This is a genomic window from Mycoplana sp. MJR14 (assembly GCF_029210525.1).
Taxonomy (GTDB): Bacteria; Pseudomonadota; Alphaproteobacteria; order Rhizobiales; family Rhizobiaceae; genus Mycoplana.
Window position 1 is genome coordinate 125,703 of record NZ_JARGEO010000001.1, and the last position, 25,528, is coordinate 151,230.

Sequence of the window (25,528 nt, forward strand, 5' to 3'; positions counted from 1 at the left end):
TAGACGCTTTTCACGCCTTTTGGACGTTTCCCGTTTTCCTTCTGTTTACTTCGGCCTCGAAGTCGCCGATGGTTTCCGCCATCTTCTTCGACATGTCTGCACGACGGGAATAGTGCTTGGCCTTCTGACCGAGCATCTCTGCGATGGCACCGTAGTCTTTGCCCATCTCGCGGAGAATTGTCGCCACGGTATGGCGCAAGCCTTTGAGCGTCAGCCCCGGCTGCACGCTGCCATCCTCCTCTAGCTTCTGGCGGATGGGACGCCAAGACGCGCGAAAGCCGGACCCCGCCCATGGCTTGCCGTAGCTGTTTGCACACAGCGTCATTGCACTGTGCTCCGGTTCCACTGCAATGGCATCCACTACGGGCTGCGAGAGCGGCACCCACACAGGCACGCCGGTTTTTCCGCGCCGAGTATCCAGCTTGCCAGCGGAAACGGCTGTACGAGGCAAGGAGAGCGCGTCCTGCGGATCCAAGCCGCAGTACATCATCAGCGCCACAGGCAGCCGCATATGGGCTGGCAGTGCCGTAGAGACCGCTTCCCGTTCGGCATCCAACCACGGGCGGTTGGCTTCCGGCGCGTCGGTCGGCTTGCGCACGCATTTGACCTTGGAAAGCCAACCCTTTCTCGCCGGCAGCTCAATGGTCACATCGGTCGTCGACAGGGTGTGGCTATTCTTTAAAGAACGCCCCGACATCTTCCTTCACCTAGCCGCCGCTGCAGGTGCCGATCTGTCTTGGTTGCCGTCGTTTATTCGCTGGGCTCAGGCGAACCGACTGGGCGCGATCGCGACTAATGCGGTGGTAAAGGCAATCGATTCTCGGTAGGCGATCCTCCGGCCAACGCGAGGCTGTGATGGTCGATTTCATTGAGGCCCCTTGTGGAAAGGTCGAATAGAATCACATGCGCTGGACAATCGGAGCGCGAATCAGTGATCGTTCATATGGGTTGCCGTCGGCTACTTTCTGACATCGGCTTCGCGCCGCACTCAAATGGGACACGATCCTGAATTCACGGGATTGCGAGTGGCAGGCTTACTCCTGCTTTGAAAGAAAGGAGACGAAGGCATGTCAAGCACGCTGAAGTCCAAGGTCGTCAAAGTGAGGGCTTACGTTCGCTTCAGGCTCGGCCGTCTTGAACAGGTATGTGCTCATTTCCGGTCCGTGCCGCGACAACTCTCATTTGACTTTTAAGCTCGGCCTCATGAACTGAGCACGTCGACGGCAGCCCACTTTGAAAAGGGAAGGAGAAGCATTGTGGATCTCAAAGACTTCGTTGCAGCCAGCCTTCAGCAAATCCTTGAGGGAGTGAAACAAGCTCAGGCCGCGGAGGGCGGAGACAACATCAACGCCGAGAATTTAGGAGTTCCCGAAGGGAAGAATGTTTTTGCGGCAGGAACCTACGGGACGTTTACGTTGGTGGAGTTTGACGTTGCCGTATCAGCAGAGACGTCCGGAAAGGGCGGCGCTAATCTGAAGGTGTTCGGAGTTGGTCTTGAAGGTGGAGGTGAGCACAAGGCAGGCAGAGCAAATCGCATTGCGTTCGCCATCCCAGTGAGGCTTCCTGATGGCGATCGCAGTCGGGGAAAACGTGACCGGCGTGAATATTCCAGAGGCAGTGGCAGCTCTGAATGGTGAGTAGCTATCGCCGCCCGACTCCCCTCGACGGCGGCCCGAACTGCTCGAGCGCCCAGGGCGTCCCCTGATCCGGATGGCGAGGCAACTCGAGGAAGGCGTCGCCGAGCCGGCGCCAGGCGGCCTCCGCTTCGGCCCTGCCGCTGCCGGCAGCAGCCGGCAGGCCGGGCGCCGATCCCGCCGAGCCTCACGCAGACGTGAGTATTTCCCGCAGTGCCCTGCGGAACAAAAAGGGGGCTCCGAACGTTCTATTTGCAGGTGCTTGTCACTGCACCTGCTCGGATTGGAGACCGAGCCAATTCCGGCGGGTCCGCCCGCCGGCTTTTTTATGCCTGCCGTAGGGCCTGACCTGGAGACGGACCGGATGATGGCCGGATCAAGGGGAACGCAGCCCGCTCCATAGGGTTCCACCGCCACGGACACAGCCCCTAGACTAGGGCCTCGGTGGCCGGCGATCCTCCAGAAGCTCGATCTGGATCTGCTGCAGTTCGGCCAGGCGCTCCCACTGATGCGCCATCTGGTGCTCGATCATGTCGTGCAGCTGCCGGATCTCCAGCTCGGCGCGCAGGTTGATCATGTAGTCGTTCTCCGCCCGGAGACGATCCTTCTCCTCCTGCCGCCGCTGGCTCATCATGATCACCGGCGCCTGGAGCGCGGCAATACAGGAAAGGACGAGATTGAGCAGGATGAAGGGATAGGGGTCGAAGCCGCCGCCGAGGATGCCGATGACGTTGATCGTCATCCAGCCGAGAAGGACGACGACGAAGGTGATGATGAAGCCCCAGGAGCCGCCGAAGGCGGCCACACGGTCCGCGGCGCGCTGGCCGAGCGTCTCGCCCTCCAAGTCCTTCTTAAGGCCGGCCGCACTGGCATGCACCGAGGAGACGCCCCTCTCGAAGCTTTCGAGCACCTGCCGGTCGAGGTCGGAGAGCTCCCCACGTTCCTCCTCCAGCAGGTCGGCCACATAGCGGCGGCGATAGCGCGACAGGTCGGGGCCGCAGATGTGGCTGCCCGCGTTCCAGCCCTCGCCCACGTCGCGGCGGATCAGCTCGAAAATGCCCGGGCGGATGGAGGATGCATGATAGAGCCTGCCGGACGGAAAGAGCTTTCCGCAGACGGCGCAGGTCTGCATCCGCGTGCGCGCGGCCGATCCGTTTCGTCCCATCGGCAGCCCATCTCCATCACCGCGAGCCCGCCCGCTCGGCAGGCTCTGAACCCGACGCAGACTATAGCGCCGGCCCGCCCGGCGGCAACCGCCGCCACGGGGCAGGAGGCACCTGAGGGCTGTCAGGCCGTCGCGCCCCGGGTGCGGGTCTGATGGATCTCGATCAGGCTCGGGCCGTTGCGGCTTGCCGCGGCGCGAAGGGCTTCGGCGAGCTCGCCGACATCGGAGAGACGCACGGCCGGCAGGCCGTAGGCCCTGGCGATATCGAGGAAATCGGGGGCGGACGGCCTGACGCCTTCCGGCTCGATCCCGCACTCGACCATGTAGTTCTCGATCTCCTGGTAGCCGTCATTGTTCCAGACGAGGAAGACGACCCTGGCGCCGGCATCGGCAGCGGAACCGATCTCGGCCAGCGAAAACTGGAAGCCGCCGTCGCCGGTCAGGCAGACGACCGGGCGATCGGGGGCGCCGATCGCAGCGCCGATCGCCGCCGGCGGGCCGTAGCCCAGCGCGCCGAACCCGGTCGCGGCATTGAACCAGGAGCCGGGGCGGGCGACGTCGAGATAGAGATTGCCGGCATAGACCGCCTGGGTGGAATCGCCGACGACGATCGCATCCGGCAGCGCCGCATAGACCATGCCGATCACGCCGATCTCGGTGCGGATCTTCGGCGTCAGCTCTTCGAAGGCGGCCTCGCGCGCCCTGCCCGCCCGCGCCGCGCCGTCCCCGTCATGGGCCTTCACCAGCGGCAGCAGGGCGACGGCGGCGGCCTCGACCGTCGAGAGCACGGGAAGCTCGGCGCGCGGCTCGCGGGCGAGCTGCTGGGCGTCGATGTCGACGCGCACGAAGCGGCGCATCGCCGGCAGCGCGCCGGTGGCATACATGTCGTAGTCGGTCTGCCCCATCTCGGTGCCGAGACCGATGACGAGATCGGCATCGGCGATCAGCGCGCGGGTGGCGTTCAGGCTCGGGCTCGCCGGTACGCGCAACGGATGGCCGGCGAGCATGCCACGGGCATTGGTGGTCAGGACCACCGGCGCGTCCAGCCGCCCGGCGAGCGCCGTCACCGCCTCGTCGGCGGACGCAGCCCCGCCGCCGCACATCAGGACGATCCGGCTGGAGCGGTCGCACAAGGCCGCAAGCTCCTTCAGCGTCGCCGGATCCGGGCTCGGGCGCGGCGCCCGCGTCGCCTTCAGCGCGATCTCGCCTGCCGGCAGGGGCATGACGTCGGTCGGAATCTCGATATGCACCGGCCCCGGACGCGCCGAGCCCATGACGGAGAAGGCCTGGGCGATCACCGAGGGCAGGTCGCCCGGATCGGCCAGCGTGTGCGAATAGAGCGCGAAGCTCTTCATCATCGCCGCCTGGTCCGGCAGTTCATGCAGGAGCCCGCGGCCGTGGCCGAGCGAGTTGCGGCGGTTGACGCCGGAGATCACCAGCATCGGCACGGAATCCTGCCGTGCCTGGGCCATCGCGGTGATGGTGTTGGTCAGGCCCGGGCCGGTGATCACCAGCGCCACGCCCGGCTTGCCGGTGACCCGCGCATAGCCGTCGGCCATGAAGCCCGCCCCCTGTTCGTGGCGCGGCGTGATGTGCCGGATCTTCGAGGCCGCGAGGCCGCGATAGAGCTCGACGGTGTGCACACCCGGAATGCCGAACACCGCCTCGACGCCGTTGGCCTCGAGGAGATCGACCATTGCTTCGCCGACCGTCTTTTCCCTGCTCATGCGCGCAATTCCTTCCTGAAGCCCGAGCGGCCGGCGAGCGCCGACATTCTCCGGCAGGCCTCGTCGATCTTTTCGTCCGGCACGGTGAGGCTCATGCGGACAAAGTCGGCGCCGTCGCCGAAGGCGGAACCCGGCATGACGGCGACCTGCTCTTCGTCCAGGAGCGCCCAGGCGAAGGCCTCGCTGCTCATGCCGGTGCCGGATACGTCGACCACGATGAACATGCCGGCCTCCGGGGGGATCGGCATCAGACCGGGTGCGTCGGCCAGCCCGGCGACGATCCTGTCGGCGCGGCTCCGGTAGGACTGGCGCATCCGGGCCGAGGTGTCGATCGGATTGTTCAACGCATATGCCGTCATGTCGGCAATGAAGGGCTGCACGCCGAACAGCATGGTCTCGGAGACCGCAAGCAGCCGGCTTGCGAACTCCGCCGGCCCGACCGCCCAGCCGCTGCGGAAGCCGGGGGCGGCGTGCGACTTGGAAATCGACGAGCAGACGATCGTCCGCTCGGCGAGTCCGGGATCGTCGAAGGGGGATGCGAAGGAACCGGAGAACACCAGTTCCTCGTAGACCTCGTCGCAGACGATCCAAAGGTCATGCCGGCGGCAGACCTCGCCGATCGCGGCAATCTCGGCGGCGGTCAGCACGGCTCCGGTCGGATTGTGCGGCGTATTCAAGAGAAGGACGCGGCATTGCGGCGTGATCGCCTTCTCGAGATCCTCCGCCTGCATGTGAAAGCCGCGTTCCGGGCGCAGCGGCACGGTCACCTGCTCCGCCCCGGTGGCACGGATCACGCCCTCGTAGGTCGCATAGAGCGGATCACCGACCAGGACGGCATCGCCCTTCTCCACCAGCCCGAGCATGACGGCGAAGAGGGCCGTCTGGGTGCCGGGAAAGCAGAGGACATTGGCGCTCGTCACGTCCGGGCGGCGCCTGGCGTATTTGCGCACGAGCGCGTCGACCACCTGGGGCTCGCCCCGGCCGTTCGAATAGCGATAGCGGCCGGCATGCATCGCACGCGTCGCCTCCTCGAGCAGGCTCCGGTGCGGCGGCAGGTCGGGCTCGCCGATCGTCAGCTCGATGATGGGCTCGCCCCTGTCCCTGCGCCGGCGCGCCTCGACATGGACGGCCCATTTCTCCGACCCCAGGCTCGCCAGTCTCTCGGTGATGGATGCGTAGCGCATAGTCTTCTCCCCGTTCTTATGCTGCCGGCGCGATCGGCTGGCCGATCAGCGCCTCGATGGAGGAAAGCGCGGTCGAGACCAGCTCGCTTTCCTCGAACAGTTCGCCGGCCAGGCAGCCTTCCAGCCAGAGACCGTCGAGCAGGCCGTTGATGGCGATCGCCAGTGACCGACAGCGCGCCGGCGCGGCATCGAGGCCCCTCGACGCCAGGAAATCCGCCAGCAGTCCTTCCAGCGCGTTGCGGAACCCGAGATAGCCCTCGCGATGGATGGCCGCGAGTTCCGGGTCGACGCTGACGCGGCTGATGAACGAGGCCCAGAGCGACAGGCTGCGGCTGTTGGCGACGGGTTCGGTCAGGTTGATGACGATGAACGAGCGCAGGCGCTCGTCGGGGGTGCCCGTCACCCGTTCGGCCTTCTCCGTCAGCCGCGCGATCACGACACGGTAGGCCTCCTGCAGGATCTGCTCCTTGGAGGTGAAGTAGTGCCGGATCAGCCCCGCCGTGACGCCCGCCTTGATCGCGATCTGGCGCACCGTCGCCCCCTGCAGCCCGGCCTCGGCGATGCAGTCCAGCGTCGCCTCGATGAGGTCGTGGCGGCGCTCCGCCTCGGGCGCGCGATGGAAGGAGCGGCGACTCATGCCGCCCGCCGCAGGACGGGCCGGGTCAGGCAGGTCGGACCGCCCTCGCAGGCGATGCAGAGCGCGTCCGCCTCGAAGGTCTCCACCGCGCAGCCGGCCGCCTCCATCGCCGCCTTCGTCTTCGGGAAGCCCGCCACCATGATCACCTCGTTCGGCCGGACCGGCAGGACATTGAGGCTCAGGCCGTTGCTGGCATGGAACTCGTCCGCCGGCGCCTCGATCAGCCGGATGCCGCGCGCCTTCAGGAGCTGGTAGAAGGCGGCCGGCAGGAGCGGCGCGAAGACCAGCGCCAGGTCGCCGGCAAGCGGGCTCATCACGCTCATCAGATGCAGGCAGGCCTCCTCGCCCTGCCAGAGCGGCAGGTCGTAGGCCAAGACGGAGATGCCGTGCGGCGCGAGCATCCGCGAGAGCTGGTCGATGCCTTCCTGGTTGGTGCGGACGCCGCGGCCGACGACGAGCGTCTTCGCATCGAGCCAGATGCAGTCGCCGCCCTCGACGGTGCCGGGCGCCTCGATGCGTCCGAGGATCGGAATCTGACGCTCGGCATAGGCCTTCTCATGCAGTTCCGTCTCGTTGACGCGCAGCGGCTTGCCCATGCGCAGGAGGATGGCGCCGTGGTCGGACATCAGCGAGGGGTCGTGCGTGAACATCGCGTCGGCGAGGCCGTCGCCGTCGTCCTCGAGCCAGATGATCTCGGTTCCGGACTTTTCCACAAGGCGGGCGAATTCCGCATACTGGCGCACCGCCTTGTGCCCGTCGAAGGTCGGTCCGTAGTGCCATTTCGCCGGGTCCGCCGATACGAGGCTGGGGCCGGGACGACGCATCAAAACGCGCAGCAACGAAGCCGACATCTCCTGGGAACCGAAAGCGGACATCCGCTACTCCTTTGATTGCAAACAGTGTTTTGACGGGGCCGAACAAAAAGCCGACGGTCGTATTATTATACGCTTGAACAACTACGCCACAAGTGCAACGATGGTGTCAATGGAAGGAAGCGACGGCTGCGAAGATGGCCGCGCGAAGCAAAGCAGCCTGCCGCAAGGACGGGTTGCAGAAGACAACAGGGGAAGAATTGGCATGAGCCAGGCTCATTTGTGCCGCGCGTCGGAGCAGACCATCCGATGACGGATCGCGCCGAGGCAATCGCAGTCGAAAACCTGCACAAGCGCTTCGGACCGCTCGAGGTCCTCAAGGGGGTTTCCCTCACCGCACGGGAAGGCGACGTCATCGCCATCATCGGCGGTTCCGGATCGGGCAAGTCCACCTTTCTTCGCTGCATCAACATGCTGGAACTGCCGAGCGCAGGGACGGTGACCATCCATGGCGAGCAGATCGCCATGAAGAAGGACGGCCGTGGCGGCCTCATGCCCGCCGACCGCCGGCAGGTGCAGCGCATCCGCTCCCGCCTTGGCATGGTCTTCCAGAGCTTCAATCTCTGGCAGCACATGACGATCCTGCAGAACGTCATCGAGGCGCCCGTCCACGTGCTCGGCGTGGCCAGGGCCGAGGCGATCGAGCGGGCCGAGACGATCCTTCGCCGCGTCGGCCTGTTTGAGAAGCGCGACGCCTATCCCGCCTTCCTGTCCGGCGGCCAGCAGCAGCGCGCGGCGATCGCCCGGGCGCTCGCCGTCCAGCCGCACGTGATGCTGTTCGACGAGCCCACGTCGGCGCTCGATCCCGAGCTCGTGGGGGAGGTGCTGAGCGTCATCGGCGACCTGGCGAAGGAGAAGCGCACGATGATCCTCGTCACCCACGAGATGAAGTTCGCCCGCAACGTCGCCAACCACATCGTGTTCCTGGCCAACGGGGTCATCGAGGAGCAGGGACCGCCGGAGGAGATCTTCGGGGCGCCGAAATCGGAGCGGCTGAAGAAGTTCATCAGCTCCATCCACTGAAAATACCAAAAACCAACAGAGGGAAAAAACATGAAGACTGCACTGAAGACGATCGCACTTGCCGCCGTCATCGGCTTTGCCGGTGTCACCGGCGCCATGGCCGAGCAGATCAAGGTCGGCTTTGCCGCCGAGCCCTATCCGCCGTTCGCCTCGCCCGACGCCTCCGGCAACTGGGAAGGCTGGGAAGTGGACTTCATGAAGGCGATCTGTGCCGAGGCCAAGCTCGACTGCGTCATCACCCCGGTCGCCTGGGACGGCATCATTCCGGCGCTGACCACCAACAAGATCGACATGATCGTCGGCTCGATGTCGATCACCGCGGAACGGCTGAAGACGATCGACTTCTCCGACAAGTACTACAACACGCCCACCGGCATCATCGGCCCCAAGGGCGTCGCCTTCGACGCCACGCCGGAGAGCCTTGCGGGCAAGACCATCGGCGTCCAGGTCGCGACCATCCATCAGGCCTACGCCGACAAGTACTTCGGCGGCGCCGGCGCGACGGTCAAGGAATACCAGACCCAGGACGAAGCCAACAACGACCTGGCCGCCGGCCGCGTCGACGCCGTGCAGGCCGACGCCATCGCGCTGGACGCGTTCCTACAGTCGGACCAGGGCAAGGACTGCTGCGAGCACAAGGGCAACGTCAAGGACGACCCGGAAATCCTCGGCGCCGGCGTGGGCGTCGGGCTGCGCAAGGGCGAGACCGAATTGAAGGACAAGATCAACGCCGCGATCAAGGCGATCCGCGCCAACGGCACCTATGACGCGTTCTCCAAGAAGTACTTCGACTTCGACATCTACGGCGGCTGATCGCGCCTCGAGCCGGGCCGGCGGCGATCCCGCCGGCTTCATCCCCTTCCGGACTAGAGTGACATGGCCGCAGATCCTGGAACCTTGATCGACTGGAGCCTCCTGGCGCTGTCGCCGCCCGGCTGGGGCGGCGTGCTCCTGGGCGGCCTTGTGAACTCGATCAAGATCGCAGTCGGCGGCTATGCGGTCGGGCTCGCGCTCGGGACCGGCGGCGCCTTCGGCAAGCTCTATGGCGGACCCGTGCTGAAGGATCTGCTCGAGGTCTATACCACCCTCGTCCGGGCCATTCCGGAACTCGTCCTGATCCTGCTGCTCTATTATGCCGGGACGGACCTGCTCAACCAGATGCTGGCGGCGATGGGCTACGGCCCCGTCGACATCAGCGGCCTTGCGGCCGGCATCTTCGTCATCGGCGTCGTGCAGGGCGCCTATTCGACCGAGGTGCTGCGCGGGGCGATCAAGGCCGTGCCGGACGGGCAGATCGAGGCTGCCCGCGCCTACGGCATGTCGCCTGCCCAGATCATGCGGCGCATCACCCTGCCGGCCATGCTGCCGCATGCCATCCCCGGCCTGTCCAACCTCTGGCTGATCGCCACGAAGGACACCGCCCTTCTCGCCGTCGTCGGCTTCAGCGAACTGACGCTGGTGACCCGGCAGGCGGCCGGCAGCACCAAGGCCTACCTTCTCTTCTTCTGCGCCGCCGGCGCGCTCTACCTGGCGCTGACGCTGGTCTCGAACGTCGTCATCCGCATCATCGAAGCCCGCGCCCGGCGCGGCATGGCGGCCGCGGCATGAGCGGCGAGAGCAGCACCATCGAGGTCACCGCGCTGACCGACCTTCCGAGCGGACGGGATCTTCTCAAGCCCCACCGCATCGCGCTGATTGCCATCGCCGCCGTCATGGTCTTCTGCATCGCCTGGTTCATGCGCTGGGACTGGCTGCCCGAATATGCCGGCCGGCTGGCGCAGGGCGTCTGGGTGACGCTCCTGATGCTGTTCAGCACCGCCAGCCTCGGCTTCCTCTTCGCCGTCCCGCTGGGGCTGGTGCAGGTCACCGGCCCCTGGCCGCTGAAGATGCTGGCCAAGGGCTTCTGCACCGTCATCCGCGGCACGCCGCTGCTCTTGCAGCTGTGGCTGCTCTACTATGGCCTCGGCTCACTCTTTCCGCAGTACCCGGAGATCCGCCAGTCCTTCCTCTGGCCCTATCTGCGCGAGGCCTGGCCCTACGGCGTCGCCGCACTGACGATCTCCTTTGCCGCCTACGAGGGCGAGGTCATGCGCGGCGCCTTCGCCGGCGTTCCGGCCGGCGAACTCGAAGCCGCGCGGGCCTACGGCATGAGCCGGTGGAAGGTCTTCCGGCGCATCTGGCTCCCGCGCGCGGTCCATCGGGCACTGCCGACGCTGAACGGCGAGACGGTTCTGCAGCTGAAATCGACGCCGCTGGTGGCGACGATCACCGTCGTCGACGTCTACGCGGTGATTTCGAAGATCCGGCAGACGACCTATCTGACCTACGAGCCGCTCCTGTTTCTGGCGCTCATCTATCTGTGCCTGACCGCCATTCTCGTCGTGGCGTTCCGCACGCTCGAAAACAAGATCCCAACCCGTGGTGCCTGACATGACCGTACGCGCTTCCCTCACCAACGCCATGCCGGAGCTCGCCGCCATCCGCCAGGACCTGCACGCCCATCCGGAGCTGGGGCTCGAGGAGGTGCGCACGTCGGATCTGATCGCCCGCCATCTCGAGGGCTACGGCTACAAGGTCACGCGGGGGCTGGCCAAGACGGGGCTCGTGGCAACGCTTTCGAACGGCACCAGCCGGCGTTCGATCGGCATTCGCGCCGATATCGACGCCTTGCCGATCCTGGAGGAGACCGGCCTGCCCTATGCCAGCCGGACGCCCGGCCTGATGCATGCCTGCGGCCATGACGGGCACACGACGATGCTCCTGGGGGCGGCCCGCGCGATCGCCGAGCGGCGGAACTTCGACGGCACCGTGCACCTGATCTTCCAGCCGGCCGAGGAGAATTTCGGTGGCGCGAAGATCATGGTGGAGGAGGGTCTGTTCGACCGGTTCCCCTGCGACGCCGTCTTCGCGCTCCATAACGAGCCGGCCCTGCCCTTCGGCCAGTTCGCCTTTCGCGAAGGCGCCATCATGGCCGCCGTCGACGAGGCGCGCATCACGGTCAACGGCATCGGCGGACACGGCGCCGAGCCGCAGGAAACCGCAGACCCGATCGTTGCCGGCGCCTCGATCGTGATGGCCCTGCAGACGATCGTCTCCCGCAACATCCACCCGCTCGATCCGACCGTGGTCACGGTCGGATCCTTTCACGGGGGCACCGCCAGCAACATCATTCCCGGCCGTGCCGAGCTGGTCATCGGCATCCGATCCTTCGATCCGGACGTGCGTGACGAACTGGAGCGGCGCATACGCCTGATTGCCGAGCGCCAGGCGGAGAGCTACGCGATGTCGGCCACCATCGACTACCTGCGCAGCTACGACGCCACCATCAACCACAAGACCGAGACTGACCTTCTGCGGGACATCGCCATTCGATTTGCTGGGGCGGACAAGGTGGTGGATCTCGCCCGCCCCTTCATGGGCAGCGAGGACTTCGCCTATATGTTGAAGGAGCGTCCCGGCAGCTACTTCTTCCTCGGCGCCAAGACCTCCGAAAAGGACCGGCCCCTCCACCATCCGGGTTACAATTTCAACGATGATCTGCTGCCGATCGGCGCCGCGTTCTGGACGGAAGTGGCCGAAAGCTACCTGAAGCCGGCCTGAAGCGAATCAGCTGCGGCGTGCTCGAACGAGCCATTAACAAAATGTGACGATTTTTCGGCAGGGGCCACTTAACACACAGGCCCGGCGCCCCATATGATATTTTTGCATGCACGAGGATGTCCGATGTTACCCGCAATCAGAGGACCTCAAGATGAAGACATTCGTTGTATCGATCGCTGTCATGGCCGTTGCGGCCTCTAGTGCATTCGCAGCCCTTGGTAACTTTGATCGCGCACGGTTCGGTGATCCGATCGTTGCGTCCAATGAGAGCATGATCGACCAGACCGTCACCGGTTCCGTCGAGCCACAAATTTGCAAGTTCGGCGTCAAGACCGTTCGGCGTTGCGTCGACCCTTCCGCCAAGCCTACCGAAGAGGGCATCCGCAAGGACTAGCCCGAACAACCGATCCCCCCAATGACCGCCCATGCGGCGGGCGGTCAGGCGGGGAGCGCCTCATCGCGGCATCGGTGCCGCTCCCGCAAACATATCGGGCGATCGGCCCTGCAAAGGCGACATCAGCGCCTGACCGGGACTGGAACGCGAATGCGCGTGCCGCGGCGGCCTTGCGATACGCTCTCCATCGCGGTTGAACTATTTATATTAGCATATCTTAAAATACCGAGATCGGCCCCCATATATGGCGGTGGGCTTGAGGATCGAATGGGACCTTTGATCCGAGGATCTCGACATGAGAGCACTTGTCTTTTCCGCCGCCATCCTGGCGATGTCGGCCACGATGGCGATGGCGTTCCCGGCCAGCTTCGGGCTGCCCCATTTCGTCCGCGTCGATCAGTGGCCGGACCCCAGCCTGTTCCAGTCCGAGGCCGAAGCGCAGGCCAGGCGCGTGCCGTGCCGCATCGTGGTCTTGCCCGACGGACGGCGTTGCCTCCCGCAGGCGCGGAAATAGCGGCGCAGCGGCGTTACCCCCTTCATGACCCTCGCGCCCACGGCACGCGGACGCTGGCGAATGCGCTGTCGCCGCCTCGCCTCACCTAAGGTAAGCCTCTTCAATCCGGCACAACCTATTAGCGATTTTTAATTTAAGGTTCACTCAAGCTTCAGGCCGTAGAACTCTCCTTGCCAGCATACGGGACCGCCGGAAGACAGGAACAGGACCGCACCCTCCCTGAATTTCGCGCGGCCCGTATGTGGCACAGCGCCGCCCCGTGGCGCTTTCGTCTTTCCTCCCCGCCTCCGCTTTGTTACAGCCAACCGCGAAGTCCGCGGCGGCGGACCGACGTTTGCAGGGAAGCGGAGACGGGAATGCCCGAAAAAGCAGCCGATTGCCGGACCATGGCGGAAATTCGCGAGAACATCGACCGGATCGACCGCGCGCTGATGGACCTCTTTGCCGAACGCTGGACCTTCATCGGCCGCGCCGCCGAGATCAAGGCCGAACTGGGCCTGAAGGCCGACATTCCCGCGCGGGTCGAGGAAGTCCGCAACAATGCCCGCGAGAACGCACAGGCGCGCGGTCTCGACGGCGACTTCTACGACACGCTCTGGGCGCAGCTCATTCGCCACTCGATCGAACACGAGGAACAGACGCTCGGCCGATAGCGCCGGCGGAAGATGCTTGCGCGGCGGGACGCGCCCGCCGCTGCCCTGCCGTCGTCAGACCTGGTTGCGACGGCCGAGATGCTCCTCCCAATCGAGCGCGGTGCGCACGATGAAGGCGAGATCGTCGTATTGCGGCCGCCAGTTCAGTTCCTTCATCGCGACGGCCGGATTGGCGACGATCGAGACGGCATCGCCTGGGCGGCGGCCGGCGATGCGCACGGGGAAATCGACGCCGGAGACTTCCTTGACCCGGTTCAGCACTTCGAGAACAGAGAAGCCGCGTCCGTAGCCGCAATTGGCGACGATCGATCCGCCGCCGGCGCGCATGCGCTCCAGCGCCTTCAGGTGCGCGTTGGCGAGATCGGAGACGTGGATGTAGTCGCGCACGCAGGTGCCGTCGGGGGTGGCGTAGTCGGTGCCGTAAACGTCCATGCCCTGACGCTTGCCGAGCGCGGCTTCCGAGGCGACCTTGATCAGGTGCGTCGCCCCCTTGGTCGACTGGCCGGTGCGCCCGCGCGGATCGGCGCCGGCGACGTTGAAATAGCGCAGCGCCGTATAGGCGAAGTCATGCGCGAGCGCGGTGTCGCGCAGCATGATCTCCGTCATCAGCTTCGACGAACCGTAGGGCGATTCCGGGCTCAGCGGCGCGGTTTCCTCGACCGGGTCGGCCGTCTGCGGCGTGCCGTAGACGGCGGCGGTGGAGGAGAAGACGAAATGCGGCACCTTCGCCTCGACGGCCGCGGCGATCAGCGCGCGCGACTTGACCGTGTTGTTCTCGTAGTAGCTCAGGGGGTCGGCGACCGATTCCGGCACGATGATCGAACCAGCGAAATGGATGATCGCGTCGACCGCGTTCTCGGCGAAGATCTTCTTCAGCAGCTCCCGATCGGCGATATCGCCCTCGTAGAAGCGGGCCTCCGGCGCGATCGCCCAGCGGAACCCGGTGGACAGCCGGTCGACGACCACCACCTCCTCGCCCGCGTCGTGAAGCGCCCAGACCATGTGCGAGCCGATGTAGCCCGCTCCGCCCGTTACCAGTACCGCCATTCAGCTGTCTCCGAATCTGTTGATGCCGCCGCATAAGAGCGTGATCGTAACGAAGACGCAATTGTGGCGATCAGAGGGCCGCGATATAGCGCGCCAGCCTTCCTGCCGCTTCTTCCACGTGCGCCGTGTTGCGCAGGAAGCAGGCGCGCATGAAGAGCGAGCCGCCCTCGCCGAAGGCCGTGCCCGGCGCAAGGCCCACGCCCGTCTTGTCGACGATGTCGAGCGCCGCCTGGCGCGAGTCCGTGACGCCGTCGATCTTGAGGAAGGCGTAGATGGCGCCGTCCGGTTTCAGCGTCTCCACCCGGTTGGTGGCGATCAGGGCGTCGCAGAGAAGGTCGCGGGCGCGCGCCGCCTTGTCGATATTGGCCTGGACGAAGGCGTCCCCTTCGTCGAGCGCGGCGATCGCCCCCTTCTGCATGAACTGGGCGACGCCGGACGTCGAATACTGCACGAGGTTCTCGATCACCTGCCCCATCTGCGGCGGCGCCACGATCCAGCCGACGCGCCAGCCCGTCATCGACCAGTTCTTCGAGAACGAATTGACGAAGATGACCCGGTCGCCGTCCTCCATCACGTCGAGGAAGGACGGTGCCCTGCCGCCGGCGTAGAAATAGCGCGCATAGATCTCGTCGGCCATGATCCAGAGGCCCCGCCTCCGGGCGATCCGCAGCATCGCGCGCAGATCGTCCCGGGTCGCCGTCCAGCCAGTGGGGTTCGACGGCGTGTTGACGAACAGGGCCTTCGTGTTCGGCGTGATCGCCGCCTCCAGCCGATCGAGGTCGAGCTGCCAGCGCCCCTCGGAAAAGCGGAGCGGAACGGCGAGCGGCCGGACGCCCGCGATCTCCGCTGCGGCGGCGAGGTTCGGCCAGGCCGGCGTCAGATAGACGATGTCGTCCCCGGGCGAGGCGATCGCCTGCAGCGTCAGCTGGATCGCCTGCATGCCGGAACCGACCACATAGAAGTGCTCGGGCGACAGTGCGTGGCCGAAATGGCGCTCGTAGTAGCGCGACAGCGCCTGCCGCAGCTCCGGGATGCCGCGCTGCCAGGTGTAGAAGGTCTCGCCGGCCTCGAGCGCCGCCATCGCCGCGTCGGAGATGAAGCCGGGTGTCGGCAGGTCCCCTTCGCCGACCCAGAGCGGGATCAGGCCGTCGCGGCCGCGGGCATAGTTGACCAGTTCGACGATGCCGCTTTCCGGCGCATTCAGCGCGCGCGGGCTCAGATTGCCGAGAATGTCCATCGTGTCTCCATCAGAGCCGTGGCAGCGCCGGCAACGGCGCGCCATCCGTTCGGGCAACCCTTAGCGGGATTCGATGGCCCGATCACGCCAGTTTCTCTGACGTTCTGATCGATTTCGGTGATGGAAGGGGGCCGGCCCCGGCGATATATGCCGGGGCCCGGAGGGTGTCAGACCGTCGGCCGGGACTTCAGGAGGTCGCGGATTTCCGTCAGCAGGGCCACGTCGGCCGGCGGCGGCGCAGCCTCGGCGGCTTTCTTCTTTTCGACGCTTGCGCGCACGCGGTTCACCGCCTTGATCATCAGGAAAATGATCCATGCCAGAATGAGGAAGTTGATCAGCACCGTGATGAAGCTGCCATAGGCGAAGACCGCACCCTGTTCGCGCGCGGCGGCCAGCGTGCTCGCCGTGACGTTGGCGGACAGCGGCAGGAAGTAGTTCGAGAAGTCGAAGCCGCCACCCGTCAGGGCGCCGACAATCGGCATGACGAGGTCGTTGACGACCGAATCGACGATCTTGCTGAAGGCTGCACCAATGATCACGCCGACGGCGAGATCCATCACGTTGCCGCGGGCGATGAACTCCTTGAACTCGTTGAGCATTCCCTTCTCCTCCTGCTGGATGACAATGCCAGCGTAATTTAGATCTTCGGCGAATGGAACCACCCGGACGCGTTCCTCCACCATACCGCAACCACCTTTCCGCAATGAGGCTCAAGTCAAGACCCGCCCCCGATTTTCTTTGTCGTTTTAATGGCCTATGGTGTTTTTGGCGGCCGGGAGGGGGCCGTCGTTTTCCGGAGGACGCATGCTGCCAGGCTGGACCATCTTCGCCGCGGCCTTCGCCTATCTCCTGCTGCTGTTTGCGGTGGCGACCTACGGCGACCGCAAGGCGCGCAGCTCGGACGCCACCGGTCGCGGGCGGCCGCTTGTCTATGCGCTGAGCCTTGCGATCTACTGCACGTCCTGGACCTATTTCGGCGGCGTCGGGCTCGCGAGCGCCCACGGTCTGGAGTTCCTCGGCATCTATATCGGCCCGATCCTGATGTTCACGCTCGGCCTGCCGCTGATCCGGCGGATCGTCGATCTGGCAAAGTCCGAGCGCCTCACCTCGATTGCCGACTTCGTCGGCGCGCGCTACGGCAAGAGCCCGGGCGTTGCCGCGATCGTCGCGCTGATCGCCCTGATCGGCGCGATCCCCTACATCGCGCTGCAACTGAAGGCCGTGTCGAGTTCGGTGAAGGTCGTGGTCGACTTCTACGACTACGGCTTCGACGACAGCCAGACGTTCTTGGACCTGCCGCTGATCGTGTCGCTGTTCCTCGCCTGCTTCGCCGTCGTCTTCGGCACGCGGCACACGGACGCGACGGAGCACCAGGACGGCCTGATCCTGGCGATCTCGATGGAATCGGTCGTCAAGCTGCTCGCCTTCGCCACCGTCGGCATCTACGTCGTCTATTTCATGTTCGACGGGCTCGGAGACCTGTGGCTGCGGGCGGCCGAGAGCGCGCAGGTGACCGCGGCCCTGACGCACGAGACGCCGATCGCGCGCTGGCTGCTGCTGATCGTGCTGTCGGCCTTTGCCATCGTCATCCTGCCGCGCCAGTTCCACGTCACCGTGGTCGAGAACCGGACCGCGGGCGAATTGCGCACCGCCGGCATGCTCTTTCCGCTCTATCTGATCGCCATCAACCTCTTCGTGCTGCCGGTCGCAATCGGCGGCGTCATCGCTTTCCAGGGCCTCGGGGATGCCGACCTCTACGTGCTGGCGCTGCCGCTGGCGCAGGGGCAGCCGACGCTGACGCTCGTCTCCTTCATCGGCGGCTTCTCGGCGGCCACCGCGATGGTGATCGTCGAATGCGTGGCGCTCTCGATCATGATCTCGAACGACATCGTCATCCCCGTGGTGCTCCGCCGCAATCTGATCGGACGCGGCGAGCCGCATGAGGACCTGACAAAGACGCTGCTGCGCATCCGGCGGCTGGCGATCTTCTTCGTGTTGCTCCTGGGATACGCCTACTACCGGTTCTCGACCTCCAGTGCCGGTCTCGCCTCGATCGGCCTCTTGGCGTTTGCGGCCGTCGCCCAGGTCGCCCCCGCCCTCATCGGCGGCCTCGTCTGGCGCCATGCGAACGCGCGCGGGGCGATCGCCGGGATGATCTGTGGGCTCGTCGTCTGGGCATACCTCCTCTTCCTGCCGAGCCTCGGCGTCAGCGACAATTCCGGGATCGCGTCGGCGGTGCTCGGCTTCCTGGTGCCGGGCGCCAGCGTGCTCTCCGGCCCGCAGGCCGACCCGCTGGTCGCGGCATCCGTCCTGTCGCTGCTCGTCAACGTCGCAGCCTTCGTCATCGGCTCGCTGTCGCGCAACACCACCAACATCGAGCGCCTGCAGGCCAATATCTTCATCCGCTCGCGGCCGCAGCTGGAACGGGCCTTTCGCGGCAGCAAGACCAAGGTGACCGTGCGCGACCTGAAGAGCACGGTCGCCACCTATCTCGGCGAGGAACGGACCGAGCGCTCCTTCCACAGCTACGAGCGCCAGGCGGGGCGCTGGCTCGAAGACCATGCGCCGGCCGACATCGCGCTGGTGCACTTCTCCGAGCAGGTTTTGGGCAGCGCCATCGGCTCCTCCTCCGCCCGCCTCGTGCTGTCATTGACGCTGCAGCGGATCGACGAGACCTCCGCCGACACGAGCTGGCTGCTCGATCAGGCCAGCGAGGCTCTGCAGTACAACCAGGGCATGCTCCAGACCGCGCTCGGGCAGATGGACCAGGGAATCGCCGTCTTCGACAGTTCCGGCAACCTCACCGTCTGGAACCGCCGCTTCCGGGAACTGCTGGACCTGCCGGAACAGGTGGGCCAGGTCGGGTTCGCGCTCACGGACATGATCGACATCCTCGTTGCCGAGCGGCACATCGCATCAGGCGAGCGACGGGCGATCCTGGACGGTGTGCGCAACTTCGAACAGCCGTTCCAGCTGGTGCTCTCCGGCGGGCGGCGCATCGTCGAGGTCCTGTCGAACGCCATGCCGGAACGCGGGTTCGTGGCGACCTTCACCGACATCACCGAGCGCGTGGAGGCGGATAGGGCGCTGAAGCTCGCCAACGAGACGCTGGAAATGCGCGTGGCCGAGCGCACCGCGGAGCTGACCCGGGTCAACCGGGAACTGGCGGAGGCGCGGGCGGCGGCGGAAGAGGCAAATCTCGGCAAGACCCGCTTCTTCGCCGCGGCCGGCCACGACATCCTGCAGCCGCTGAACGCGGCCCGGCTCTATTCCTCGTCCCTCGTCGAGCGGCTCGGCGATTCCGACAACGGCGCGCTGGTGCACAACATCGATTCCTCGCTGGATTCGGTCGAGGCGATCCTGGGGGCGGTGCTCGACATCTCGCGACTGGATACGGGAGCGATGAAGCCACGGTTCCAGGCGGTGCAGCTCGACGATCTGCTTCGGCGGATCGAGACGGACTTCGCGCCGATCGCGCGCGCCAAGAACCTCACGCTCAAGATCATGCCGACATCGGTCGCGGTGCGCAGCGATCCCAACCTGCTGCGCCGGCTCGTCCAGAACCTCGTCTCGAACGCGATCAAGTACACCAACAGCGGCAAGGTCCTGGTGGGCGTGCGCCGGCAGGGCGACACCGCCTCCATCCAGGTCTACGACACCGGCATCGGCATTCCCTCGTCGAAATTCCGCACCGTCTTCAAGGAGTTCGCCCGGCTCGACGAGGGCGCCCGGACGGCGCCGGGGCTCGGGCTCGGGCTCTCCATCGTCGATCGCATCGCACGCGTCCTCGGCCACCCCGTCGACCTGCAGTCGACGCCGGGAAGGGGCACGAGCTTCAAGGTGGGGGTTGCGATCGATACCAGCGCTGCCGGCCGCAAGGGCTCGGCGCCGGGGCCGGCCGCGCCAGCCGTAAAGCCCATGCGCGGCCTGAAGGTGCTGTGCATCGACAACGAGCCGAAGATCCTCGAAGGCATGCGGCTGCTGCTTTCGGGGTGGGGCTGCGAAGTCGTCACGGCCGATTCCATCGCCGCGGTGACGGCGCTGCTCGAGGAGGCGCGGCCGGCCTTCCACGGGGTCATCGCCGACTACCATCTCGGCGACGGCACGGGCATCGAGGCGATCGACCGGGTGCGGGCCGCCCTCGGCGCGGAACTGCCGAGCCTGCTCGTCACCGCCGACCGGTCCGCCGAGGTGCGGGCGCTGGCGGAAGGGAAGGACATCGTCGTGCAGAACAAGCCGGTCCGCCCCGCCTCGATGCGGGCCTGGCTGACGCGACTGGCTAACCTCGGAAAAGTGGCGGCCGAATAGCCGATTTCGGCCGGCGCGCCGATATCAGGTGCAAGCGAGCGTGGAACGACGGCGGACCGCCTTCATCAGACGTCCGCCGGAAATGGCGTCAGGCGGCGGCCGCCGGCGTCGCGCCGATCTTGCCGAGCTGGATGACGGCCTGTGTCCGGCTGTCGACGTTCAGCTTCAGGAGGATCGCCGACACATGCGCCTTGATGGTGGCCTCGGACACGCCGAGCTCGTAGGCGATCTGCTTGTTGAGCAGGCCCTCGGCCAGCATCGACAGCACGCGCGACTGCTGCGGCGTCAGTGTCCGCAGCCGGTTGATCAGGTCGCCGATCTCCGCATCCTGCTCGGGGCCGCGCTGGTAGCCGCCGGGCGTGTAGATATTGCCCTCGAGAACGACCGCGATCGCCTCGCGGATCTCCTCGATCGAGGCGGATTTGGAAATGAAGCCGGACGCGCCGAGATCCAGCGCACGCCGGATCGTAGCCGCATCGTCGCGGGCGGAAACGATGACCACCGGCAACCCCGGATGCTCGGCGCGCAGCGTGATCAGGCCGGAAAGGCCGCTGGCGCCGGGCATCGACAGGTCAAGCAGCATGAGGTCGGCATCGGGACATTGGGTGGCGGACGTCCGGGCCGCATCGAAATCCCCGGCCTCGACAATCACAGTTTCACTGCCACATCCGAGCAGCGCCTGCCGGAGCGCCCCTCTGAAGAGGGGATGGTCATCTGCGATGATGATCGTCAATCCTGTCATGCGGGCTCCCTCCCAAGAGCACTGTCATGATGGCTCCGCCGGCACGCGCCGCGCCACAAGAAGGCGCATCAGCGCTCAGGTCTTTTCCGGCAGCGGCTGCTCCTGGGGGGCGGTCTTCTCCTCCTCGCCCTCCAGGTTCTTCACGATCGCCATCAAGCGCTGCATCATTCTTTCCATGATGCCCATGGTCCGGTCAATCTCCTCGTCCGTGGGCAGGCGCGGTTTGTCGTCCCAAAGCGGCGATTTCTGCGCCTTTTCCAACGCTTCCACACGCCTGGAGAGCGCATCGAGCTCCTCTTCGAACGCCGCCCGCTCGTCGGCGGCCATGCGGCAGGCGATCTGGCCGGAGGTCTCCCGGCAAAGCGACACCTCGCCGGTGACAGTGTCCAGACGCACGAAGCCCTCCCCCGTCCGCTCCATCTGATAGCGCCCCTCCCCTTCGGCAAGAGCGGACCCCGACAGCAGCACCGGCAACAGGAAGGCCAGGCCGGCGACCAGTTTGCGCATGCGACATCCTCCTCGAAAACGATACCGGCAAACGAATTTGTCCGTGACATTCCCGCCGCAATGCGGCAAGCGCTTGGTCCGAAACGGCCGCCCCGCGAAGAGGAAAAGCACGCCCATGTCCGATACAGTATACAAGATCGTTCCGGCGAGTCTGTGGCAATCCGCCCGACAGAAGGGCAGCTTCGAGGGTGCGCCGGTAGACCTTGCCGACGGCTTCATCCACTTCTCCACCGCGGCCCAGGCGAAGGAGACGGCGGAAAAGCACTTTTCCGGGCAGACGGACCTGCTGCTGGTGGCGGTCGACGGTGCATCGCTCGGCGACGCGCTCGTCTACGAGCCCTCCCGCGGCGGGCAGCTCTTTCCCCATCTCTACGGGTCGCTGCCGCTCGATGCCGTGCTCTGGGAGAAGCCGCTGCCGCTCGGCCCCGACGGCGCGCACCTCTTTCCGGAGATGAACTGACATGGCGCTCGCCGATCTCGCCCGCAAGGGGCTGTTTCTGTTCGATCCCGAGACCGCGCACGGGCTGTCGATCACCGCACTGCGCAGCGGGCTGGTGCCCGCCTGCGGCCTCAGCGCCGACCCGCGGCTGCGCCAGACGGTCGCCGGCCTCGACTTCGCAAACCCCCTCGGCATGGCGGCCGGCTATGACAAGAACGCGGAGGTGCCCGAAGCCTTGATCCGGCTCGGCTTCGGCTTTGCCGAGATCGGCACGGTCACGCCGAGACCGCAGAGCGGCAACCCCAGGCCCCGCATCTTCCGGCTTACGGCCGACGAGGCGGTCATCAACCGGCTCGGCTTCAACAACGAGGGCCATGCCGCAGCGCTTCAGCGCCTGAAGGCCTGCTCGCGGCAAGCGATGATCGGCGTCAACATCGGCGCCAACAAGGACAGCGACGACCGGATCGCCGACTACGTCGCCGGCATCGGCACCTTCTACGACGTGGCGCGCTACTTCACCGCCAACATCTCTTCCCCCAACACCCCCGGCCTTCGCGACCTGCAGGCGCGCGAGAGCCTTTCCGCCCTGCTTGCGGCGGTGCTTTCGGCACGCGACGGGCAGTCGGCGCGCGCGGGCCGGCGCGTGCCGGTCTTCCTCAAGATCGCGCCCGATCTCACCGAGGAGGGGCTGGACGACATCGCCGAAGTGGCGCTCGCCCACGACCTCGACGGGCTGATCGTCTCCAACACCACGCTGTCGCGCGATGGCCTCACCGATCGGACGCATGCGGGCGAGGCGGGCGGGCTTTCGGGCAAGCCGCTGTTTGCCAAATCGACGACCGTGCTCGCGAAGATGCGCAGGCGCGTCGGCGAGGCGCTGCCGATCATCGGTGTCGGCGGGGTGAACTCGGCGGAGACGGCGGCGGAAAAGATCCGCGCCGGGGCCGATCTCGTCCAGCTCTACTCCTGCATGGTCTATGCGGGGCCGGGCCTTCCGGCCACGATCGTCCGGGGGCTTTCGCAGCTCTGCGACCGCGAACGGCTCGCCTCGATCCGCGACATCCGCGGAACGCGCACGAACCACTGGGCCGACCGGAGCCTGTGACGGCAAGGCCAGCGATGCGGGCTGCGGGCAGGATCGAGGATATGGCCGCCGACGGCGCAGGTGCCGATCAGCTCGACAGCACCATGGCCCAGTACGGGCGGTTGCCGGAGGCCGGGTTGCGGGCCTCGGCGACGCCGAGACCGCGATAGCCGGGGCCCAGCATGTTCGCCAGGTGCTTGGGCGAATCGACCCAGGCCTGGAACGCCCTGGCCGCGTCGTCCTGGCCGACGGCGATGTTCTCGGCCGCCGGCAGCGGCACTTCCATGCCCTTCATCCGCTTGGCGAAATCCGCGCCGAGGCCGATGTTGTGCTGCATCTTGCCGGCAGCCGCCATGCGGCTCGCCTGGTCGCGCGCCGCATTGGCGGCGGCCGTTTCGCGCGACAGGGGCTGCAGCCCGCGATCGGCCCTGAGCTTGTTGATCATGGCAAGGGTGGTGCCGGTCTGGTCGCTCGTCTCGGAAGCGGTGTCGATCACGCCCACACTCGTGCAGCCGGAGATCATCGCGGCCGTTGCGCCGACCGTTGTCGCAAGAAGGGTCCGGCGGCGGATCGGGTTCGTCGTCTTCAGTGTCATGTCAGCGTCTGTAGCTCAGGATACGGATGAGAAGGAAGACCGGAACCACGATCACCGCGCCGAGCACGAGATAGTCTCCGACGCGGCCGAGCGCCGCAAAGCCGGTTTCCCAGAGATTGACGATGAAGTCGCGCACGGCGCGCAGGATGTCGTCGGGATAGAGGCCGAGCACCGACATCACGAAGCCGAGCGCCACCGACAGGATCAGGAGCTTCACGACGATCCGAAGCGGCGTATCGCCGAGGAACCTGTTGACGCCATCCGACATGCTGCCTGCTCCTGTTTCGTGCCTGCCTCTTCGGGCGCTCTCTCTTAGGACGTGCCGGCGGATTCCGCAACGCACGCCCGCGGGGCCTGCGGCACTCGCCGAATCTGCTTGCGTTTTGGCCGCGCTTGCCGAATAGCGATGCCACCTCACGCAAGAAGACGCAACCATGACCATCGCCTCGCAGCATTCCTCCGGCGACCTGCTCGCCGATCGCCGCGCCGACTACGCCCGCATGCTCGCCGAAGGTGGCGATTTTTCGGGCGCCGCCGAGCTGATGGAACAGGCGCTGGAGATTTGCCCGGGCTGGGCCGCGGGCTGGTTCCGTCTTGCCGAATTCGCAGAGAAGGCGGCAAACGGCAAGGCGGCTGCAGCGGCGCTCGGCCGGGTGCTGGAACTTGCGCCCGAAGACCCGTTCGGCGCGACGCTCAGGCTCGCCGTCCTCGGCGCGGGCGCGGTTCCCGTCAGCCCGCCGAGCCGCTACGTCGAGCAACTCTTCGACGACTATGCCCAGCGCTTCGACACGGCGCTGGTCGACAGGCTGGACTACAGCGTGCCGCAGAAGCTCGCCGCCCTGGTCGACGAGGGCGTCAGCGCCGGCCGTTTCGGGACCGTGACCGATCTCGGTTGCGGAACCGGGCTCTTCGGCGAGCGCATCCGCGATCGCGCGGGCTTCCTCGAAGGCTTCGACCTTTCCGCCAACATGCTGGCGAAGGCACGCGAGAAGCAAGTCTATGACCGCCTGGCCCAGGCGGATCTGTCGCTTTCCCCGGAAGACTGCGGCGTGTTCGATGCCGCGTGCCCCACCGGCCGCGCCGATCTCGCCAGCGCGGCCGACGTACTGATGTATCTCGGCGATCTCACGCCGGTCTTCGTCATCGCGGCGAAACTCGTCGCGGCCGGCGGGCATTTCGCCTTCTCGGTCGAGGATGTGGGAACGGAAGAAACCTACGTGCTGCGCCCGTCGCTGCGCTACGCCCACGGCGAGGGCTATGTGCGCGAACGGGCGGCGGAAGCCGGATTCGCCGTCCTGACTAGCCGGCAAACCGTCATCCGCATGGATGCCGGCGCGCCGGTGACCGGCAGGCTGTTCCTCGCACGGCGGCTCGGCTGAGCCTACACCAAAGTCCCGATGATCCTTGAAGCCGCCGGGCCGGATGCCTCGCCCGACCCGCTTGCATTTGCTGCAGCGCAATATATGAACGAGGTTCCTTCTGCAGCGGAGACGTCGATGAGCGGCGACAAGCGTCGATTCGGGTTCTGGAATCCTGCGCCTACGCGCCATTCGCCACTGGAGGATACCCAGGGCATCTTCACCGGCAGCATGGTCGCCGCCCTCGGGCTCTCGCTGATCGGCAGCGCCGGACTGGTCACGAGCGGGATCGCCGGCGTGGCCTTCATCTTGCAGTACCTGACCGGCTACGGCTTCGGCTTCTTCTACACGGTGCTGAACCTGCCCTTCTACGCGCTGTCGCTGAGCCGGCTCGGCAAGGCCTTCACCTTCAAGACCTTCATCGCGGTCGGCCTGACGTCGCTGATCACGGAGATCCAGCCGCGCTACCTGAAGATCGAGACGCACGATCCCGTCTGGACGGCGCTGCTCGCCGGCATCCTGCTCGGCTTCGGCCTGCTGGCGCTCTACCGCCACCGCGCGAGCCTCGGCGGGCTCGGCATTCTCGCGGTCTATTTGCAGGACCGGTTCGGCTGGCGGGCCGGGCTGGTGCAACTGGCCTTCGACATGGTGGTGCTGGCCGCCGCCTTCGCGGTCGCCGCTCCCTTCATCGTGCTCTGCTCGGTGATCGGCGCTGTGGTGCTGAACCTGTTTCTGACGATCAACCACCGCTCCGACCGATACGTGGCCGTATAGCGAAAGGGCGGCGTTTCCGCCGCCCCTTGCTGGC

27 protein-coding genes are annotated in these 25,528 nt (G+C 66.2%); 14 read left to right on the forward strand and 13 right to left on the reverse strand.

Annotated features, from left to right (window positions below; all coding sequences use genetic code 11):
* Positions 1 to 10: 10 nt before the first annotated feature.
* On the reverse strand, positions 11 to 697 hold the full coding sequence (locus tag P0086_RS00620) for a tyrosine-type recombinase/integrase (RefSeq protein ID WP_275782061.1): 687 nt from the start codon (positions 695 to 697) through the stop codon (positions 11 to 13).
* Between the two features lie 559 nt (positions 698 to 1,256).
* Between P0086_RS00620 and P0086_RS00625 the strand changes: the two genes are divergently transcribed.
* Entirely contained in the window at positions 1,257 to 1,637 is a 381-nt protein-coding gene (locus tag P0086_RS00625) for a hypothetical protein (RefSeq protein WP_275782062.1), read from the forward strand.
* Positions 1,638 to 2,067: 430 nt separating this feature from the next.
* Here P0086_RS00625 and P0086_RS00630 read toward each other — a convergent pair whose 3' ends face one another.
* The 5 genes from P0086_RS00630 to P0086_RS00650 form a co-directional block, all read right to left on the reverse strand.
* Complete coding sequence (locus P0086_RS00630; protein ID WP_112596220.1) at positions 2,068 to 2,799, reverse strand: DUF1003 domain-containing protein; 732 nt, start codon at positions 2,797 to 2,799, stop codon at positions 2,068 to 2,070.
* A gap of 122 nt (positions 2,800 to 2,921) precedes the next feature.
* On the reverse strand, positions 2,922 to 4,526 hold the full coding sequence (locus P0086_RS00635) for a 5-guanidino-2-oxopentanoate decarboxylase (protein ID WP_275782063.1): 1,605 nt from the start codon (positions 4,524 to 4,526) through the stop codon (positions 2,922 to 2,924).
* Positions 4,523 to 5,710: a pyridoxal phosphate-dependent aminotransferase gene (locus P0086_RS00640; RefSeq protein WP_275782064.1), complete on the reverse strand. Its 1,188-nt coding sequence runs from the start codon at positions 5,708 to 5,710 to the stop codon at positions 4,523 to 4,525. The genes P0086_RS00635 and P0086_RS00640 overlap by 4 nt, the downstream gene beginning before the upstream one ends.
* Positions 5,711 to 5,726: 16 nt before the next feature.
* Positions 5,727 to 6,347, reverse strand: a complete 621-nt coding sequence (locus P0086_RS00645; RefSeq protein WP_112596212.1) for a TetR family transcriptional regulator C-terminal domain-containing protein — start codon at positions 6,345 to 6,347, stop codon at positions 5,727 to 5,729.
* Positions 6,344 to 7,222 (reverse strand): arginine deiminase family protein, encoded by an 879-nt coding sequence (locus P0086_RS00650; RefSeq protein ID WP_112596210.1) that lies wholly within the window; start codon positions 7,220 to 7,222, stop codon positions 6,344 to 6,346. The genes P0086_RS00645 and P0086_RS00650 overlap by 4 nt, the downstream gene beginning before the upstream one ends.
* A 246-nt stretch (positions 7,223 to 7,468) precedes the next feature.
* On the opposite strand from P0086_RS00650, the gene P0086_RS00655 reads away from it, so the two are divergent.
* From P0086_RS00655 to P0086_RS00690, 8 genes are all read left to right on the forward strand, one after another.
* Positions 7,469 to 8,242: an ABC transporter ATP-binding protein gene (locus P0086_RS00655; RefSeq protein ID WP_112609264.1), complete on the forward strand. Its 774-nt coding sequence runs from the start codon at positions 7,469 to 7,471 to the stop codon at positions 8,240 to 8,242.
* 30 nt (positions 8,243 to 8,272) lie between these two features.
* Complete coding sequence (locus tag P0086_RS00660; protein ID WP_275782065.1) at positions 8,273 to 9,055, forward strand: transporter substrate-binding domain-containing protein; 783 nt, start codon at positions 8,273 to 8,275, stop codon at positions 9,053 to 9,055.
* 63 nt (positions 9,056 to 9,118) lie between these two features.
* Entirely contained in the window at positions 9,119 to 9,850 is a 732-nt protein-coding gene (locus P0086_RS00665) for an ABC transporter permease (protein WP_275782066.1), read from the forward strand.
* The gene (locus P0086_RS00670; protein ID WP_148178221.1) at positions 9,847 to 10,671 is read left to right on the forward strand and encodes an ABC transporter permease; all 825 of its coding nucleotides are present in this window, start codon (positions 9,847 to 9,849) and stop codon (positions 10,669 to 10,671) included. The genes P0086_RS00665 and P0086_RS00670 overlap by 4 nt, the downstream gene beginning before the upstream one ends.
* A 1-nt stretch (position 10,672) precedes the next feature.
* Complete coding sequence (locus P0086_RS00675) at positions 10,673 to 11,842, forward strand: M20 aminoacylase family protein (protein ID WP_275782067.1); 1,170 nt, start codon at positions 10,673 to 10,675, stop codon at positions 11,840 to 11,842.
* A 151-nt stretch (positions 11,843 to 11,993) separates the two neighbouring features.
* Positions 11,994 to 12,236: a hypothetical protein gene (locus P0086_RS00680; RefSeq protein ID WP_148149146.1), complete on the forward strand. Its 243-nt coding sequence runs from the start codon at positions 11,994 to 11,996 to the stop codon at positions 12,234 to 12,236.
* A 295-nt stretch (positions 12,237 to 12,531) separates the two neighbouring features.
* Complete coding sequence (locus P0086_RS00685; RefSeq protein ID WP_275782068.1) at positions 12,532 to 12,750, forward strand: hypothetical protein; 219 nt, start codon at positions 12,532 to 12,534, stop codon at positions 12,748 to 12,750.
* Positions 12,751 to 13,106: 356 nt separating this feature from the next.
* Positions 13,107 to 13,403 carry a chorismate mutase family protein gene (locus tag P0086_RS00690; RefSeq protein ID WP_275782069.1) on the forward strand — a complete coding sequence of 99 codons (297 nt, stop codon included), beginning with the start codon at positions 13,107 to 13,109 and terminating at the stop codon, positions 13,401 to 13,403.
* 54 nt (positions 13,404 to 13,457) lie between these two features.
* Here the strand turns inward: P0086_RS00690 and galE are convergent, their stop codons facing one another.
* The 3 genes from galE to mscL all read right to left on the reverse strand — a co-directional run bounded on the left by galE (position 13,458) and on the right by mscL (position 16,286).
* Positions 13,458 to 14,450, reverse strand: coding sequence for a UDP-glucose 4-epimerase GalE (gene galE, locus P0086_RS00695; protein ID WP_112596187.1), 993 nt, complete (start codon positions 14,448 to 14,450; stop codon positions 13,458 to 13,460).
* Positions 14,451 to 14,520: 70 nt separating this feature from the next.
* Positions 14,521 to 15,687, reverse strand: a complete 1,167-nt coding sequence (locus P0086_RS00700) for a pyridoxal phosphate-dependent aminotransferase (RefSeq protein WP_275782070.1) — start codon at positions 15,685 to 15,687, stop codon at positions 14,521 to 14,523.
* Between the two features lie 167 nt (positions 15,688 to 15,854).
* Complete coding sequence (gene mscL / locus P0086_RS00705; protein WP_112596181.1) at positions 15,855 to 16,286, reverse strand: large conductance mechanosensitive channel protein MscL; 432 nt, start codon at positions 16,284 to 16,286, stop codon at positions 15,855 to 15,857.
* 205 nt (positions 16,287 to 16,491) lie between these two features.
* Here mscL and P0086_RS00710 point away from each other — a divergent pair, with 205 nt between their 5' ends.
* Positions 16,492 to 19,995 carry a PAS-domain containing protein gene (locus P0086_RS00710; protein ID WP_275782071.1) on the forward strand — a complete coding sequence of 1,168 codons (3,504 nt, stop codon included), beginning with the start codon at positions 16,492 to 16,494 and terminating at the stop codon, positions 19,993 to 19,995.
* 88 nt (positions 19,996 to 20,083) lie between these two features.
* Here P0086_RS00710 and P0086_RS00715 read toward each other — a convergent pair whose 3' ends face one another.
* Complete coding sequence (locus P0086_RS00715) at positions 20,084 to 20,737, reverse strand: response regulator transcription factor (RefSeq protein WP_112596175.1); 654 nt, start codon at positions 20,735 to 20,737, stop codon at positions 20,084 to 20,086.
* Between the two features lie 75 nt (positions 20,738 to 20,812).
* Positions 20,813 to 21,244 (reverse strand): hypothetical protein, encoded by a 432-nt coding sequence (locus P0086_RS00720; protein ID WP_275782072.1) that lies wholly within the window; start codon positions 21,242 to 21,244, stop codon positions 20,813 to 20,815.
* A 115-nt stretch (positions 21,245 to 21,359) separates the two neighbouring features.
* Here P0086_RS00720 and P0086_RS00725 point away from each other — a divergent pair, with 115 nt between their 5' ends.
* Both P0086_RS00725 and P0086_RS00730 read left to right on the forward strand, forming a co-directional pair.
* On the forward strand, positions 21,360 to 21,704 hold the full coding sequence (locus tag P0086_RS00725; RefSeq protein WP_112596170.1) for a DUF952 domain-containing protein: 345 nt from the start codon (positions 21,360 to 21,362) through the stop codon (positions 21,702 to 21,704).
* 1 nt (position 21,705) lies between these two features.
* The gene (locus tag P0086_RS00730) at positions 21,706 to 22,788 is read left to right on the forward strand and encodes a quinone-dependent dihydroorotate dehydrogenase (RefSeq protein WP_275782073.1); all 1,083 of its coding nucleotides are present in this window, start codon (positions 21,706 to 21,708) and stop codon (positions 22,786 to 22,788) included.
* Between the two features lie 67 nt (positions 22,789 to 22,855).
* Here P0086_RS00730 and P0086_RS00735 read toward each other — a convergent pair whose 3' ends face one another.
* The gene (locus tag P0086_RS00735; RefSeq protein WP_275782074.1) at positions 22,856 to 23,362 is read right to left on the reverse strand and encodes a CAP domain-containing protein; all 507 of its coding nucleotides are present in this window, start codon (positions 23,360 to 23,362) and stop codon (positions 22,856 to 22,858) included.
* Between the two features lies 1 nt (position 23,363).
* Entirely contained in the window at positions 23,364 to 23,630 is a 267-nt protein-coding gene (locus P0086_RS00740) for a DUF6460 domain-containing protein (RefSeq protein ID WP_112596162.1), read from the reverse strand.
* Positions 23,631 to 23,796: 166 nt separating this feature from the next.
* Between P0086_RS00740 and P0086_RS00745 the strand changes: the two genes are divergently transcribed.
* On the forward strand, positions 23,797 to 24,741 hold the full coding sequence (locus P0086_RS00745; RefSeq protein WP_275782075.1) for a methyltransferase: 945 nt from the start codon (positions 23,797 to 23,799) through the stop codon (positions 24,739 to 24,741).
* Between the two features lie 117 nt (positions 24,742 to 24,858).
* Positions 24,859 to 25,494 (forward strand): YitT family protein, encoded by a 636-nt coding sequence (locus tag P0086_RS00750; protein WP_275782076.1) that lies wholly within the window; start codon positions 24,859 to 24,861, stop codon positions 25,492 to 25,494.
* The last annotated feature ends 34 nt before the right edge of the window (positions 25,495 to 25,528 follow it).